Genomic DNA, 14315 nt, shown 5'->3' with positions numbered 1-14315 from the left:
TAACGGCACGAGCGACGGGCTTGCACACCGGCCGCAATCGGCTATCGTGTGTCCATGCCCATCCTCGCGCCCCGTTCCGGGGACCCGTCATGAACGTCCAGCTGAACCATACGATCGTCTGGTGCCGCGACAAGCACGCGTCGAGCCGCTTTCTCACCGAGCTTCTGGAACTGCCGGCGCCGACGCCATTCGGCGCGATGCTGGTCGTCCAGCTCGACAACGGTGTGTCGCTCGATTTCTACGAGAAGGCGGGAGACATCACGGCGCAGCACTATGCATTTCTGACCGACGAAGCCGGCTTCGATCGCGTGTATGCGCGCATTCGCGAGCGAGGGCTGCCGCACTGGGCCGATCCGGCCAAGCGGCAGCCCGATGACATCTACCGCCATAACGGCGGCCGCGGCGTGTATTTCGACGATCCTGACGGTCACTTCCTCGAAGTGATGACCCAGCCGTATGTGCTGAACGGATAACGGAACGCATCGGCCGGCGTTGCGCCGGCCGACGTGACGGCACGAGCGACGGGCACCCGGCGCCCGACCGAGGGTGGGGGTAGCGCCGTCGCGTCGGACAGCGGCCCCCGCCCTGCCACCGTTACTCGGCGGCAGCCGCCGTCTTGCGCGGACGACGCGCGCGGGTCGCCGTCTTGCGAGCCGGCTTCTTCGGCTTGGTGCCGGTGGCTGCTTCACCAGCTCCTTCACCAACCGCTTCCCCGGCCGGCTCGGCCGCCGGTACGGCCGGTGCTGCGTCGTGCGACGGCTGCGCGGCGGGTGCCCCCGCGACGTAGCCGCCAGCCGTCGGCGCCGCATGCTGCGCCGCAACATGGCGGTCGTCGCCATGCTCCGGGTCGCGATGTGCCGCTTCGGCGTGCTTGCCGTCCGCGCGTGCGTCGCCACCGTGCTTCGCGGCGGCGCCCTTCTTCGCACCGGCCTTCTTCGCCGTGCTCTTGCGCGCGCGCTTGCGGCCATCCTTCGCGTCACCGTGCGTCTCGACCGCTTCGGTCATTTCGGCTGCTTCGGCCGGCACGCTCGCCGCCTCGCTCGTCACGTCGACGATAGCCTCCTCCACGTCGACCTGCTCGCGTTCAGGCGAGGCCGCTTCCGCGCGCTGCCCGCGACGTCGCGACCCGCGCTCGGCCGGTGCCGGCTCCGCGTGGCGTCCGCCGTGACCGTGGTGCGCGCCGCCCGTATCGCGGTGCGCCATCACCGGTTCGGCCACGGCCGGCTGACGCGGCCGCGACACGAACGCACCCGACTTGTCGTCGCGGCCCACTTCGAGCAGGCCGCGTGCCTGCGCTTCGTCGAGCAGGTTGCCAAACGCGCGGAAACCGTAATACGACTCGTTGAAGTCCGGCTTGCGGCGCTTGATCGCGCTCTTGAGCACCGACGCCCAGATCTTGCCGACGTCGTCGCGCTCCGATGCCAGCGCATCGAAGGTCTCGACCGCAAGCGCGATCGCCTCGCTGCGGCGCGCTTCCAGCTCCGGCTTGCGCGACGGCTCGTCGGGCCGCTTCGCGCCGCCGTTGCCCGTGCGCTGCTGTTCGCGCTTCGCCAGCGCGCGCTGCTGCTCGCGCACCAGGTCGTCGTAGAAAATGAATTCGTCGCAGTTCGCGACCAGCAGGTCCGACGTCGACTTCTTCACGCCGACCCCGATCACCTTCTTCGCGTTCTCGCGCAGCTTCGACACGAGCGGCGAGAAATCCGAGTCGCCGCTGATGATCACGAACGTGTCGACATGCGACTTCGTGTAGCAGAGGTCGAGCGCGTCCACGACGAGCCGGATGTCGGCCGAATTCTTGCCCGACTGGCGCACGTGCGGAATCTCGATCAGTTCGAAGCTCGCCTCGTGCATCGACGCCTTGAAGCCCTTGTAGCGCTCCCAGTCGCAATACGCCTTCTTCACGACGATGCTGCCTTTCAGCAGCAGCCGCTCCAGCACGGGCTTGATGTCGAATTTCTCGTACTTCGCGTCGCGCACGCCGAGCGCGACGTTCTCGAAGTCGCAGAACACGGCCATGCTGACGTTGTCCAGGGGTAATGCCATGTGTACTCCAACCGGTTGGTCGCCGCGTTGTATTGCGTAGCGGCGAAGAATGCATCGCGCACATGATAGCCGGTCGGCGGGTCGATTCCGCCATCCATGCGCGCGACCGCGCGGATAACGGGTTGCAGCGCCGGCCGTTACGGAGTGGTGCAGCCCCAATTACCCGCGCGCCGCCGCCCCAAATCGACATACACTTGAGTATCGGTCGTCCGTCCCTATCTGGGAGGATGACGCATCGCGCAAGGAGCGGTTTCATGACGACGAAGGTATTGCTGATTGGCGCGACCGGCCGCACGGGTCGGGCCTGCGCGGATCTGCTGCTCGAGCAGCCGGAATTCGAGGTGACTGCGCTGGTGCGCCGGCATGGCTATGCGCTGCCGGGCGCGAAGGTCGTCGAGGCCGATCTGACGGGCGATTTCTCGCACGCGTTCCAGGGCATCTCGCACGTGATCTACGCGGCCGGCTCGGCGGAATCGGAAGGCGCCGCCGAAGAGGAGCAGATCGACCGCGACGCGGTCGCCCGCACGGCCGAGCATGCGCTCGCCTACAACGTGCAGAAGCTGGTCGTGATCAGTTCGCTGAGCGCCTACTGGCCGGAGCGCAGCGGCGACGCGCTGCGCCACTACTCGCAGATGAAGCGCGAAGGCGACGAGCGCGTGATCGCGTCGGGCATCGATTACGTGATCCTGCGCCCCGGCCCGCTCGCGGACGGGCCAGGCGTCGGCAAGATCGCGCTGACCGAGGAACCGCTCGACTCGGCGCCGCCGGTGTCGCGCCAGGATGTCGCATGGGCCGCGATCGAGGCGATCAAGCTCGGCATTTCACGCAAGGTCGTCGGTTTCGTCGGCGGCAGCGTGCCGATCGAACAGGCGTTGCGCGCGTAACACACGCCCGGGCCGCCACGGGGCGGCGCATTTCGTCGTGCCGGCGGCCCGCGATGCGGGCCGCTTGACTGCGCGCCTGCTGCCTCCGGCTTACTGCTTCGGATGCGCGTCGGCCCACGCCTTCACCGCGCCGAGCGTGTTCTCGACGTGCTTGTCGGGCGACAGGCTCGTGTATTCGTACAGCACCTTCCGCTCCGGTGAAATCACGTAGGACACGCGGTTCGCACGATCGAGCGCGGGCAGCTTCGCGTCGTATTCGCGGATGATCTTCGCGTCCGGATCGGCCGCGACCGGGAACTTGCTGCGGCACTCGCTCACCGAAAACTTCGTCAGCGTGTCGATGTTGTCCGCGGATACGCCGATTACCGTCGCGCCGTAAGCCTTGTAACGATCGACCGCGTCCGCGAACGCATGTGCCTCGATGGTGCAACCCTTCGTGAACGCCGCCGGGTAGAAGTACAGCACGACCGGCCCGTGCTTCAGCGCATCGGCCAGCGAGTACGCGTAGGTCTTGCCGCCCAGCGACGCCTGCGTCGTGAAGTCGGGCGCCGTGTCGCCGGGCTTCAGTTGCGCCTGCGCAACCAGCGCATGGCCGGCCACCATCAGCGCCGCCGCGGCGCCCACCAACAGTTTTCGCTTCATCTGCGTCCTCATTTCTTATAAAGTCAGCCTCGATGTAGGCCATACTGGCGTTCGCCTGTCGAACGCCAGTGTGCATGACCCGGTCCGGCGGCAACGCCAGCCGCGGCCGACCGGTTAAAGATTCCGCCTGGTCTGCCGTTATTCCTTCCGGACAGCCGGTTCCAGCCCTTCACGTCAGCGAGATACATGGAAGCCAACAGGAAACAGACGCCACGCAAGGGCTCCTGGCGCAACGCCTTGCATACGCTGCGCCGCTTCGCCTGGTCGGGCGGCGCGCTGATGCCTGCACGCGCCGGCACGCCGCGCCGCGACGACACCGTGCGCAACTGGCTGGAACAGACGGTCGGCACGGTGGATTTCCTCGCCCATGTCGACCGCGAGCTGCGCTTTCTGTACGTGTCCGACGCAAGCCTGCGCTTCATCGGTTATCACCGCGACTACCTGCACACGCTGACGCTGCGCGACCTGATCGCGGAACAGGATACCGCGGCGCTCGAAGGTCTGCTTGCGCGCGCCGCGCGTTCCGGCCAGGTCGAAAAGGCGACGATGTGCATCGTCAAGTCGCTCACCTACCCGCTCGACGTTGAGATCCGCGCGTTCAAGAGCCGCCACCACGGCGTCGATGGCTTCGCGATCGCGGCGTTCGACGTGTCGGCCTGGCGTGCGCTCGAGGCGCGCCTGACGTACGAAATGCACCACGACCCGATGACGGGGCTCGACAATCTGTCCGCGCTCGTGCCCGCGCTGATGCGCGCGCAGCAGGCCGCCGACGAAAGCGGCACCTGCGCGGCGCTGCTGCTGCTCGACCTCGACGACTACCAGCGCATCAACCGCGCGCTCGGCTACGACGCCGGCGACACGCTGCTGCGCGACACCGCGCAGCGGCTGCAGGCGCTCGTCGCGCCCGGCGAGCAGCTCGCGCGCGTCGCGAGCGACAAGTTCGCGATCGTGTTCACCGCGCCGGACCGCGCGCGGGCAAGCGATGCCGCCGACGCGCTCGCGCGCCGGCTGCAGGCCGCGGTGCGTGAGCCTTACGCCTACCAGGGGCAGACCGTCCACCTGTCCGCGAGCATCGGCATCGCGCTGTACCCGGACGAACGCGCCGCACACCATCGCGCGCAGCATCACAGCCCGCTGCTGCGCCGCGCCGACCATGCGCTCGCGCAGGCAAAGGCGTCCGGCGGCAATGCGCTCGCGTTCCATGAGCCGGTCGACGATCCGGCCGACGCGGAACGACTGAAGCTCGAGGCCGACCTGTACGACGGCGTGCGCAACGGCGAGTTCTCGCTGCACTTCCAGCCGATCACGCGCAGCCAGTCGGGTGCGGTGGACGGCGTCGAGGCGCTGATCCGCTGGCGTCATCCCGTGCACGGCCTCGTGCCGCCGGCAACCTTCATTCCGCTCGCCGAATCGATCGGCCTCATCAACTATCTCGGCAACTGGGTGCTCAAGGCCGCGTGCATGCAGCTCGTCGCCTGGGATCGCCAGGGGCTCGCGCTGCAGTATGTGGCGGTCAACGTGTCGCCGCAGCAGTTCCGCGACCCGCGCTTCACGCAAAGCGTGCGCGAGGCGATCGCGTTGACGGGCATCGACCCGCGCCGCATCGTGCTGGAAATCACCGAAAGCCTGCTGATGCACGATCCCGTCCAGGCGAAGGGGCTGCTCGAGGAGCTGACCGCGCTCGGCATCCGCTTCGCGATCGACGATTTCGGTACCGGCTATTCGAGCCTTGCGTACCTGCAGCGCTTCCCGCTCGCGAAGCTGAAGATCGACCGCAGCTTCGTCGAAAACCTGCTGACGTCGCGCAACGACCGCGCGATCGTGTCGGCGGTGGTCGGCCTCGCGCAAACGCTCGATCTCGAGCTCGTCGCGGAAGGCGTCGAGACCGAGGCGCAGCGCGAGCTGCTGACCGAGATGGGCTGCAACCACATCCAGGGCTGGCTCGTCTGTCAGGCGCTGCCGTCCGAGGAGCTCGCGCGGCGCTTCGAGGCGCAGCAGTTGCGCCTGCACGCCGCCTGACGCGCGCGGCGAACCGGATACATCCGTATGTCAATCACCGCACACCTGCCCCGCACGGCGCTGCTCGACAAGCTGTGGGCCCGGATGAACGAACGGGGCGACTTCCCGCTGCTGTCGGAGTCGCTACGCGCGACGATGGCCGCGATGAAGAACGACGATCTCGACTTCACCGCGCTCGTGAGCGTCGTGCTGTCGGATTTCGCGCTCACGCAGAAAGTCCTGCGGCTCGCCAATTCCGCGATGTACATGGCGTTCGGCGGCAACATCACGACCGTCACGCGGGCGCTGATGGTGCTCGGCATGGACACCGTCGGCCATCTCGTCGTCGGGCTCAAGCTCGTCGACCATTTCCACCAAAGCACGCCGCGCCGCATCGACGCGAAGCTCGAGCTGAACCGCGCACTGCTGTCCGGTTGCGTCGCCCGCAAGCTGACCGAGCATGCCGAGTTGCGCGGCGGGGAGGAAGCCGTCGTCTGCACGCTGATGCGTCAGGTCGGCAAGCTGCTGGTGGTGTGCTATCTCGACAGCGAGTGGGACCGGATCCGGCGCCGCGCCGCCGAGCTGAACGGCGACGAAGCGGCCGCGTGTGTCGACGTCTTGGGCGTCGGCTTCGACGAGATCGGTCTCGAGGCCGCCGCGAGCTGGCGACTGCCCGACGTGATCCGCGCCGGCATGGCCGACGGCGACGGCGGTAGCGCACACGCCGCCGGCCTCGACGAGGACGACATCGACGAAGACCGCCAGCGGCCCCGCGACGCCTGCGCCGACGACAGCCCCGAGCGCGTGCGCTGGCTGCGCGCGGTGAGCCGCTGCTCGACCGACGTCGCCGGTGCGCTCGCGATGCCCGCGGGCCCGCAGCGCGATGCGCATATCGCGGCGCTCGCGCAGCACTACGCGCAGGAGTTGGACATCGACGCCGACGCGCTGGTGGAAATCGCCGACCGGCTCGCAAGCGAGGAAGCGAGCGACACCGTGATGCGCGAGATCGTCGAGCTGCGCGCGAACGCCGACGCGATCGCGCGGGCGCAGCCCGATCCCGAGGCATGCCTCGAGGCCGGCCTCGCCGACCTGCGCGCGCTGCCGTCCGAACACGTGCTGACGCCGGTGCTCGCACTCGCGTCGGAAAGCCTGCTCGCGGGCCTCGCGTTCACGCGCACCGTGATGTTCGTGCGCCGTGAAGACGGCGCGTTCGCCGCGCGGCTCGGCTTCGGCCAGGACGTCGACGCGGCGCTCGACCGGCTGTGCTTCGACGAGCGCTTCGAGCCGGATGTGTTCCATCTCGCGATCACGAACTCGGTCGGCATCTTCATCGAGCAGGCGCAGGACCCGAAGATGGTGAAGCGCCTGCCCGCGTGGTATCTCAATGCGCTTCCCGGCACGCGCGCGTTCGTGCTGCTGCCGGTACGCGTCGGCACGAAGACCGTCGGCCTGCTGTACGGCGACTGGGCCGGTGCGCAGCCGGCGCGCAAGATCACGCAGCAGGAGATGAGCGTGCTGAACGAGCTCGCGCGGGAACTGGGGCGGTTCTTCCCCGCGTAACGCAAGTGGTGCCCCAAAAGCAAACCGGCCGCGAAAGCGGCCGGCTGCATCGTGCGACGGATCGAAACGCTTACTTGAGCGTGACCGGCACGCTGAAGTACTTCTTCGCGAGGTTGTCGATCGTGCCGTCGGCCTTCAGTTCCTTCAGCGCCTGATCGAGCGCCGTCTTCAACGCCGCGTCGTTCTTGCGCAGACCGAAACCGACGCCCGAGCCGAGGATCTCCGCATCGCTGACCGTGCCGCCGGCGAAGCCGAAGCCCTGGCCTTGCGGCTTCGACAGGAAGCCCTTCGAGCCCGCCTCCGAATCCTGGAACGTCGCGTCGAGACGGCCGGACTTCAGGTCCGCGTAGGCCAGGTCCTGCGTCTGGTACGGCACGACGTCGACGCCGGCCGGCGCCCACTTCTTCTTCGCGTACGCTTCCTGGATCGTGCCCTGCAGCACGCCGACGCGCTTGCCCTTCAGCGCTTGCGGGGTCGGCAGCAGGCCGCTGCCCTGCTTCGCGATCAGCTGGTTCGGGATCGTGTAGATCGGATCGGTGAACGCGATCGCGTGCTTGCGCTGGTCGGTGATCGTCATGTCCGAGTTGATCGCGTCGAACTTGCGCGCCTGCAGCGCGGGGATCAGGCCGTCGAAGTCGTTCTCGACCCACACGCACTTCGTCTTCAGCTTCGCGCACACCGCGTTGCCGATGTCGATGTCGAAGCCGGTCAGCTTGCCGTCGGGCGTCTTGTATTCGAACGGCGCGTACGAGGCCTCGACGCCGAACCGGATCTCCTTCGGATCCGCAGCCATCGCGCTGCCTGCCGCCACGGCCGATGCCGCCACTACCGCGTGCGCGGCCACTTTACGCCAATCCAACTTCATCAGGTGTTCTCCTCGATACTCGAATGTTCCGGAACTACGGGCGCATGCATCATTGCAGGGTCGGATGACAACCACAATGCCGATGCCGCGCCTTGATGCGGCGCAACAGCCGCAAGGCCGCGATTGTACCAATCCGCGAGGCCCGATACGGCAAAGCGGCCGCCGGCACACGATGCTGCACTGCATGCGCGATGACGACCGGATGCGCCGTCGAACTTGCAAGACGATGTCGCAAATACGCAAGGCGCGACGCGCGGGCCGTCTGCACGGCATGCGGGCGTCGACGCACTTCGGGGATGCTGCCGGACGATGCGCGGGCGACGGATCGCCGTAGCCGCGCACCGCCGGTCTTCCGTCAGACGAGTGCGGCGAGCGTCTCGCGCGTGGTGTCGACGACGAGCAGGCCCGCGCGCAAACCCGGCTTCACGGTCGGATTCGGAAACACGATGCGCTCCTCGTCGTGCTGCACCGTGTAGCGGTAGTCGCCGTCCTGCGCGAGCACGGTGCCGCGCGCGAACGCGGTGAAGTTCGCGACGTCGGCCGCGACGAACAGCTCGAGCGCGTCACTCTGCTTCGTGATCTGGTCGATCACCGTGAACACGCGCGGCAACGGCGGAGGGTCGACGTCGCGCGGCGCGCCCGAGACGAGGTTGCGCACCGCATGATCGGCCGACGCGAAGCGCGACAGATCGTTCTGGCCGAACGGCCGCACCTTGCCGAGTTCGAGCGTGCACGCGTGCGCGCCGCAATGCTCGGCCGTGTAATGCGAATACGTATTGCCCTTCGCGCTATGCAGCAGCACGGCCGCGATGCGCGCATCGCCGAGCCATTCGACCATCGCGCGGGTCGGCGGCGTGCCCGTGTGCGGCAGCAGCGCGAACTGCTCGAACACCGATGCGCGGATCGCCGTGTGCATGTCGATGTGCCAGCGCGCACCGCCCGCCGGCGCGGCCGCGAAGAACGCGGCAGCCGCCGCTTCGAGTTGCACCGCGCGCGGCGCCTCGCGGCTCGCGGGCACTTGCGCGTGACGGCCGCTGAACAGGCGGTTCAGGTCGTCGTCGAGATAGCGTTCGCCCGCGCGCATCGCCGGCACGTTGCCAAGCACGACGAGCAATCGGCACGCGAGCGGCAGCGTGCCTGCCGCGAGATCGCGCACGAGCATCGACAGCAGCTCGATCGGCGCAGTCTCGTCGCCATGCACGCCGGCCGACACGAGCACGCTCGACGCGTCGCCGGCCCCATCGGCCGAAGCCGGCGCGAGTTGGAGCAGCCCGTCGCCGAGCCACTGCCAGCGCACCGCACCGTCCGCGCACGTGCCGTCCTTCACGGGCGGCGCGTCGCCCGCGAGCGTGAACGCGAGAAAATCGTCGAGCAGCGCAGCGCCCGGCATGCCGGACTCAGCGCTGGAAGTCATACAGCGATCCGACGCGCAGGATCTGCGTGAGTTCGTCGAGCGCCGTGCGCGATTCGTCGAGCAGCGTCGGATCGGCGAGGTCTTCCGGTGCGAGACGGTCGCGATAGTGCTTTTCGATCCACGCGTCGAGCGACGAGAACAGCGTGTCGTTGATCCACACGTTCGACGTGACGGCCGCGCGCTCGGCCTCGTTCAGCACGACGCGCAGGCGCAGGCACGCGGGGCCGCCGCCGTTCTTCATGCTTTCGCGCAGGTCGAACACCAGCACGTCCCGGATCGGCCCGTTGCCGGCCGCGAGCTGGTCCAGATAGGCGGCAACGTTCGCGTTCTCGCGGCACTCCTGCGGCACGACGAGCACCTGCGAGCCGTCCGCGCGCGACAGCAGCTGGCTATTGAACAGATACGACGTGACAGCGTCGTTCACGCTCACGGCCGCATCGGGTACCTCGATCACGTTCAGCCGTGCGCCGCGTGCGTCGAGCGCGGCGGTCAGCGTGTCGTAGATCGCCTGCTTGTTGACGAACGCGCGCTCGTGCGTGAACAGCGTGTCGCGGTTGCCGACCGAGATCACGTCGTTGTGGAACACGCCTGCATCGATCACGTCCGGATCCTGCTGCGCATAGACCGTCGCCGTCTCGGCGAGACCGTGGCGATGCGCGACCGCGCGGCTCGCCTCGAAGGTCTGGCGCGCCGGGAAGCGCTTCGGCTCCGGGCCGCGGCGATATTCCGCGCGGCCGTACACGAAGAACTCGACGCCCGGCTGGCCGTATTCCGCGCAAAAGCGCGTATGGTTCGCGGCCCCCTCGTCGCCGAGTGCCGGCGTGCCCGTCAGCGCCTCGTGCACCGCGAAGTGCGCGGGATCGGCGAACAGCGTCGACAGCGTGCGGCGCGTCGCTTCGTGCTCGATCGCGCGATGCAGCTTGCTGCACAGGTTGGCCGGCGTGAAGTGCACGCGGCCGTCGCTCGTGTCGGCCGACGGGCTGACGGTCGCCGCGTTCGCGGTCCACATTGCCGACGCCGAGCTCGCCGCGGCGAGCAATTCGGGCGCCTGCTTCGCGGCCTTCGCGATCACGTCCGCGTCCTTGCCGGAGAAGCCGAGCTCGCGCAACAGGCGCAGCGACGGGCGCTCCTGCGGCGGCAGCACGCCTTGTGCGAAGCCGAGATCCGCGAGCTGCTTCATCTTGCGCAGCCCCTGCTTCGCGGCGGCCTTCGGGTTCGCGGCCGACTTCTCGTTGTTGAGCGACGCCACGTTACCGAACGACAGCCCGGCGTAGTTGTGGGTCGGGCCGACGAGTCCGTCGAAATTGGCTTCTTGTGCGTTCATCGTCGTTCCCTCGATCAGAAATGCAGGCCCGGCGACAAGCTCGCGGGCAAGGTCAGTTCGGTGCTTTCCACCGACGCCATCGGATACGCGCAATAGTCGGCCGCGTAGTACGCGCTCGGCCGATGATTGCCCGAGCGGCCCGTGCCGCCGAACGGTGCGGCGGACGATGCACCGTTGGTCGGGCGGTTCCAGTTGACGATCCCCGCCCGGATCGTGCGGCGAAAGTGGTCCCATGCCGTCGCGTCGTCGGCCAGCAAGCCGGCGGACAGGCCGAACGCCGTGTCGTTCGCGCGCTCGATCGCTTCGTCGAACGTCGCGTAGCGGACGATCTGCGCGAGCGGGCCGAAATGCTCTTCGTCGGGCAGGTTCGCCACGCCGGTCACGTCGATGATCGACGCGTTCACGAAACCCAGGCGCGGATCGCGCTGCGTCATCGCGATGATCGGCTTCGCGCCCTGCTCGATCAGACGCGACTGCGCGTCGACGAGCTTCGCGGCCGCGCGTGCCGAGATCACCGCGCCCATGAACGGCTGCGGATCGGCGTCGAACACGTCGGCCGTGATCTTCGACGTGACGTCGGCGAAACGTGCGAGGAAGCGGTCGCCGAACGCGCCTTGCGGCACGAAGATGCGGCGTGCGCACGTGCAGCGCTGGCCGGCCGACAGGAACGCCGACTGGATCGTGTGATGCACGGCCGCGTCGATGTCCTCGACTTCGCCGATCACGAGTGGGTTGTTGCCGCCCATCTCGAGCGCGAGCACGATTTCCGGACGGCCGCCGAACTGCTTGTGCAGCAGCGTGCCGGTGTCCGAGCTGCCGGTGAAGAACAGCCCGTCGATCTGCCGATGATTCGCGAGCGCGATGCCCGTGTCCTTCTCGCCCTGCACGAGGTTCAGCACGCCGGCCGGCAGCCCGGCTTCCTGCCACACCTCGACCGTCGCGCGCGCGACGCCCGGCGCGAGCTCCGACGGCTTGAACACGACCGTGTTGCCCGCGATCAGCGCCGGCACGATATGGCCGTTCGGCAAGTGGCCGGGGAAGTTGTACGGGCCGAACACCGCGACGACGCCGTGCGGACGATGGCGCAGCACCGCGACGCCGTCGGCCATGTCCTGGCGCTTCTCGCCGGTGCGTTCCTGGTACGCCTGGATCGAGATGCCGACCTTCGCGGCCATCGCCGCGACTTCGGTGCGCGCTTCCCACAGCGGCTTGCCCGTCTCGCGGCCGATCGCGGTGGCGATCGCTTCCTTGCGCTCGGTGAGCAGCGCCGCGAAGCGCTTGGCGATCGCGCAGCGCGATTCGAAGTCGAGTGCCGACCAGCCGGCGAATGCGCGACGCGCGCTCGCGACCGCGCGGTCGACGTCGGCCGCCGATGCGCTGTCGCCCTGCCATGCGATCGCGTCGGTGCCCGGGTTGCGCGAAGCGAAGACGGGGCCCGAGCCTGCGACCCAGGCGCCGTCGATGAAGAGTTCCGTCATGATTCGTTTATCCCTGTTTGACTTTGAGCGGCAGCACGCGGACCGGATCGCCGGCCTTCACGTCGAGCGCGGCGGCATCGTCGGCCGACAGCACGAACGAGCCATTCGCGACCACGCCCGGCGCGACGCCGACGCGGAAATCGCCGAGCGACGTATTCGACACGAGCGACTTCGGCGGATGGCCGCCCCACGCATCCTCTCGCGCATCCGGCTCGCCGATCGCGACCGGCACGACGACGCTTTCGCGCACCGTGCGCAGGTCGTTGACGTGGCATTCGAGCACCGGGCCCGCGTCGAAGATGTCGACGTGATTCTGGTAGCGCAGCCCTTCCGCTTCGAGCATCTTGCGGGCCGGCAGCGTGTCGCGGTGCGTGAGGCCGACCGCGTCCTGCGCGTCCTGCGGCAGCAGGTCGACGTACACCGGATAGCGCGGCATCAGTTCCGCGAGGAACGACTTGCGGCCGTGCGAACTGAGATAGTCGGCCGCGTTGAAATCGATCTGGTAGAAGTGCGAACCGACCGCGCGCCAGAACGGCGACGTGCCGTCCTCGTCGAAGTGGCCGCGCAGCTCCGCGCAGATGCGTTCCGGAAAGCGGTCGCGGAACTGCGCGATGAACATGAAGCGCGAGCGCGACAGCAGGCCGCCGACACCGCCCGTGCGATAGCGCGGGCTCAGGAACAGCGAGCACACTTCCGCGTAGCCAGTCAGGTCGTGCGAGATGTTCAGCGCGTGCATCCGCGTCCACACGCCGAGCTCCTGGCTCGCATGCACGACCGTGCTCACGCGATAGTTGTAGAACGGCTGTTCGAGGCCGACCTGCGACTCGATCCCGCACACGCCCGCGATGTCGCCCGTCTTCGAATCTTCCATCACGAAGAAGTAGCCGGCTTCGCCCGGCGCGGCCTCGCCGTCGAGCGTGCGACGCGTACGTTCGATGCGCGCGGCGAGCGCGTCGCGGTCGGGCTTGAACGTGGTCAGGCCCGGCCCGGTTTCCTTCGCGAGCGACACGAGCGCGTCGACGTCGCCCGTTTGTACGACCCGAACGACGATCATGCTGCGTCTCCCTTCATCTCTTCATCGTCGCGGCGATGCAGCGGCACGCAGCGCACGACATCACCATCCTTCACATCGAGCGCCGCGCGCACGTCGCCGGCCAGCGGCGCGTCGGCCGTGTCGCCCGGCAGGTCGGCCAGCACGCAGCGGAACGATTCGCCGCTGCCCGTCGACACCATGTACGCGACATCGCCCTGCTGACGCGCCGCTTCGCGCACGGTGCGCTCCGCGCCGTGCTTCACGCATGCGGTGCGGTCGACCTGCGCGGTCAGCACCGGGCCCGCGTCGAAGATGTCGACGAAGCGGTCCGGCTCGAAACCTTCCTCGAGATGGATGTCGTAGGCGAGCAGTGCCGTTTCGTTCGGCTCGCCGAGCACGCGCTGCGCCGCTTCCGGCAGCAGCGGCACGTAGAGCGGATACGCCGGCATCACTTCCGCGATGAACGTGCGGCTGCGGCCGCCCGACGCGATGTCGACGTCGGTGAAGTTGCGGCCGAAGAACTTGCGGCCCACCGCTTCCCAGAACGGCGATGCACCCGTGTCGTCGCTCACGCCGAGCAGCAGCGTGAACACTTCCGGCGTGAAGCGGCGGCGGTTGGCGGCGATGTACATCATCCGCGCACGCGAGATCAGGTGGGCGGCCGCGTCGCCGCGCAGCGACGGATCGACGTAGAAGCCCGCCAGCCGGCTCTTGCCGGTCAGCTCATGCGACATCGTGAGCGCGTGGATCTTGCGGTTCACGTGCAACTCGCGCGACGCGTGGATCAGTGCGTCGTTGCGGAACGCGTAGAACGGTTCCGAGTAGCCGGCCGCGGCCACGATGCTCGCCGTGCCGAGCAGCTTGCCCGTCGACGAATCCTCGAGCACGAAGAGATAGAACTCTTCGCCGGCGAAATCGACGTCCGCGCGAAACGAATCCTCGGAGAGCGCCACGCGCGCTTCGAGCGCCGCGCGGTCGTGCGGCAGCGAGTGCAGGACCGGCTGCGCGGTGCGCGCCATGTGCGCGAGCGCATCGAGATCCGTGAGTTTGCCGGGGCGAACAAATAGCATCGTC

General features: G+C 68.3%; 12 protein-coding genes. 4 read left to right on the top strand and 8 right to left on the bottom strand.

All coding sequences use genetic code 11. The features are described from left to right. The first annotated feature begins 89 nt into the window (after window positions 1-89). Window positions 90-473: a VOC family protein gene (locus LGM71_RS03145; protein ID WP_413226848.1), complete on the top strand. Its 384-nt coding sequence runs from the start codon at window positions 90-92 to the stop codon at window positions 471-473. A gap of 121 nt (window positions 474-594) precedes the next feature. Here LGM71_RS03145 and LGM71_RS03140 read toward each other — a convergent pair whose 3' ends face one another. Further along, window positions 595-2043 (bottom strand): NYN domain-containing protein, encoded by a 1449-nt coding sequence (locus tag LGM71_RS03140; protein WP_226113986.1) that lies wholly within the window; start codon window positions 2041-2043, stop codon window positions 595-597. A 254-nt stretch (window positions 2044-2297) separates the two neighbouring features. Between LGM71_RS03140 and LGM71_RS03135 the strand changes: the two genes are divergently transcribed. Beyond that, window positions 2298-2927: an NAD(P)H-binding protein gene (locus LGM71_RS03135; protein ID WP_124623243.1), complete on the top strand. Its 630-nt coding sequence runs from the start codon at window positions 2298-2300 to the stop codon at window positions 2925-2927. Between the two features lie 90 nt (window positions 2928-3017). Here the strand turns inward: LGM71_RS03135 and LGM71_RS03130 are convergent, their stop codons facing one another. Next, the gene (locus LGM71_RS03130) at window positions 3018-3569 is read right to left on the bottom strand and encodes a peroxiredoxin (protein WP_059603363.1); all 552 of its coding nucleotides are present in this window, start codon (window positions 3567-3569) and stop codon (window positions 3018-3020) included. Window positions 3570-3848: 279 nt separating this feature from the next. On the opposite strand from LGM71_RS03130, the gene cdpA reads away from it, so the two are divergent. Then, window positions 3849-5588, top strand: a complete 1740-nt coding sequence (gene cdpA / locus LGM71_RS03125; protein WP_218928994.1) for a cyclic di-GMP phosphodiesterase CdpA — start codon at window positions 3849-3851, stop codon at window positions 5586-5588. Window positions 5589-5615: 27 nt separating this feature from the next. Continuing rightward, window positions 5616-7127 (top strand): HDOD domain-containing protein, encoded by a 1512-nt coding sequence (locus LGM71_RS03120; protein WP_226113984.1) that lies wholly within the window; start codon window positions 5616-5618, stop codon window positions 7125-7127. 70 nt (window positions 7128-7197) lie between these two features. Here the strand turns inward: LGM71_RS03120 and LGM71_RS03115 are convergent, their stop codons facing one another. The 6 genes from LGM71_RS03115 to aruF all read right to left on the bottom strand — a co-directional run bounded on the left by LGM71_RS03115 (window position 7198) and on the right by aruF (window position 14311). Then, complete coding sequence (locus tag LGM71_RS03115) at window positions 7198-7992, bottom strand: ABC transporter substrate-binding protein (protein WP_151048761.1); 795 nt, start codon at window positions 7990-7992, stop codon at window positions 7198-7200. 355 nt (window positions 7993-8347) lie between these two features. Continuing rightward, entirely contained in the window at window positions 8348-9382 is a 1035-nt protein-coding gene (gene astE / locus LGM71_RS03110; protein WP_226114241.1) for a succinylglutamate desuccinylase, read from the bottom strand. Window positions 9383-9389: 7 nt separating this feature from the next. Continuing rightward, complete coding sequence (gene astB, locus LGM71_RS03105) at window positions 9390-10730, bottom strand: N-succinylarginine dihydrolase (protein ID WP_226113982.1); 1341 nt, start codon at window positions 10728-10730, stop codon at window positions 9390-9392. A gap of 14 nt (window positions 10731-10744) precedes the next feature. Beyond that, window positions 10745-12208 (bottom strand): succinylglutamate-semialdehyde dehydrogenase, encoded by a 1464-nt coding sequence (gene astD, locus LGM71_RS03100; protein WP_151048763.1) that lies wholly within the window; start codon window positions 12206-12208, stop codon window positions 10745-10747. A 7-nt stretch (window positions 12209-12215) separates the two neighbouring features. Beyond that, entirely contained in the window at window positions 12216-13262 is a 1047-nt protein-coding gene (astA, locus tag LGM71_RS03095; protein WP_124623255.1) for an arginine N-succinyltransferase, read from the bottom strand. Beyond that, on the bottom strand, window positions 13259-14311 hold the full coding sequence (gene aruF / locus LGM71_RS03090) for an arginine/ornithine succinyltransferase subunit alpha (RefSeq protein ID WP_124623257.1): 1053 nt from the start codon (window positions 14309-14311) through the stop codon (window positions 13259-13261). The genes astA and aruF overlap by 4 nt, the downstream gene beginning before the upstream one ends. Window positions 14312-14315 lie beyond the last annotated feature (4 nt).

It is taken from the genome of Burkholderia sp. AU33545, assembly GCF_020419685.1.
Classification (GTDB): Bacteria; Pseudomonadota; Gammaproteobacteria; order Burkholderiales; family Burkholderiaceae; genus Burkholderia; species Burkholderia diffusa.
This window is presented reverse-complemented; position numbering and strand designations above follow the sequence as displayed.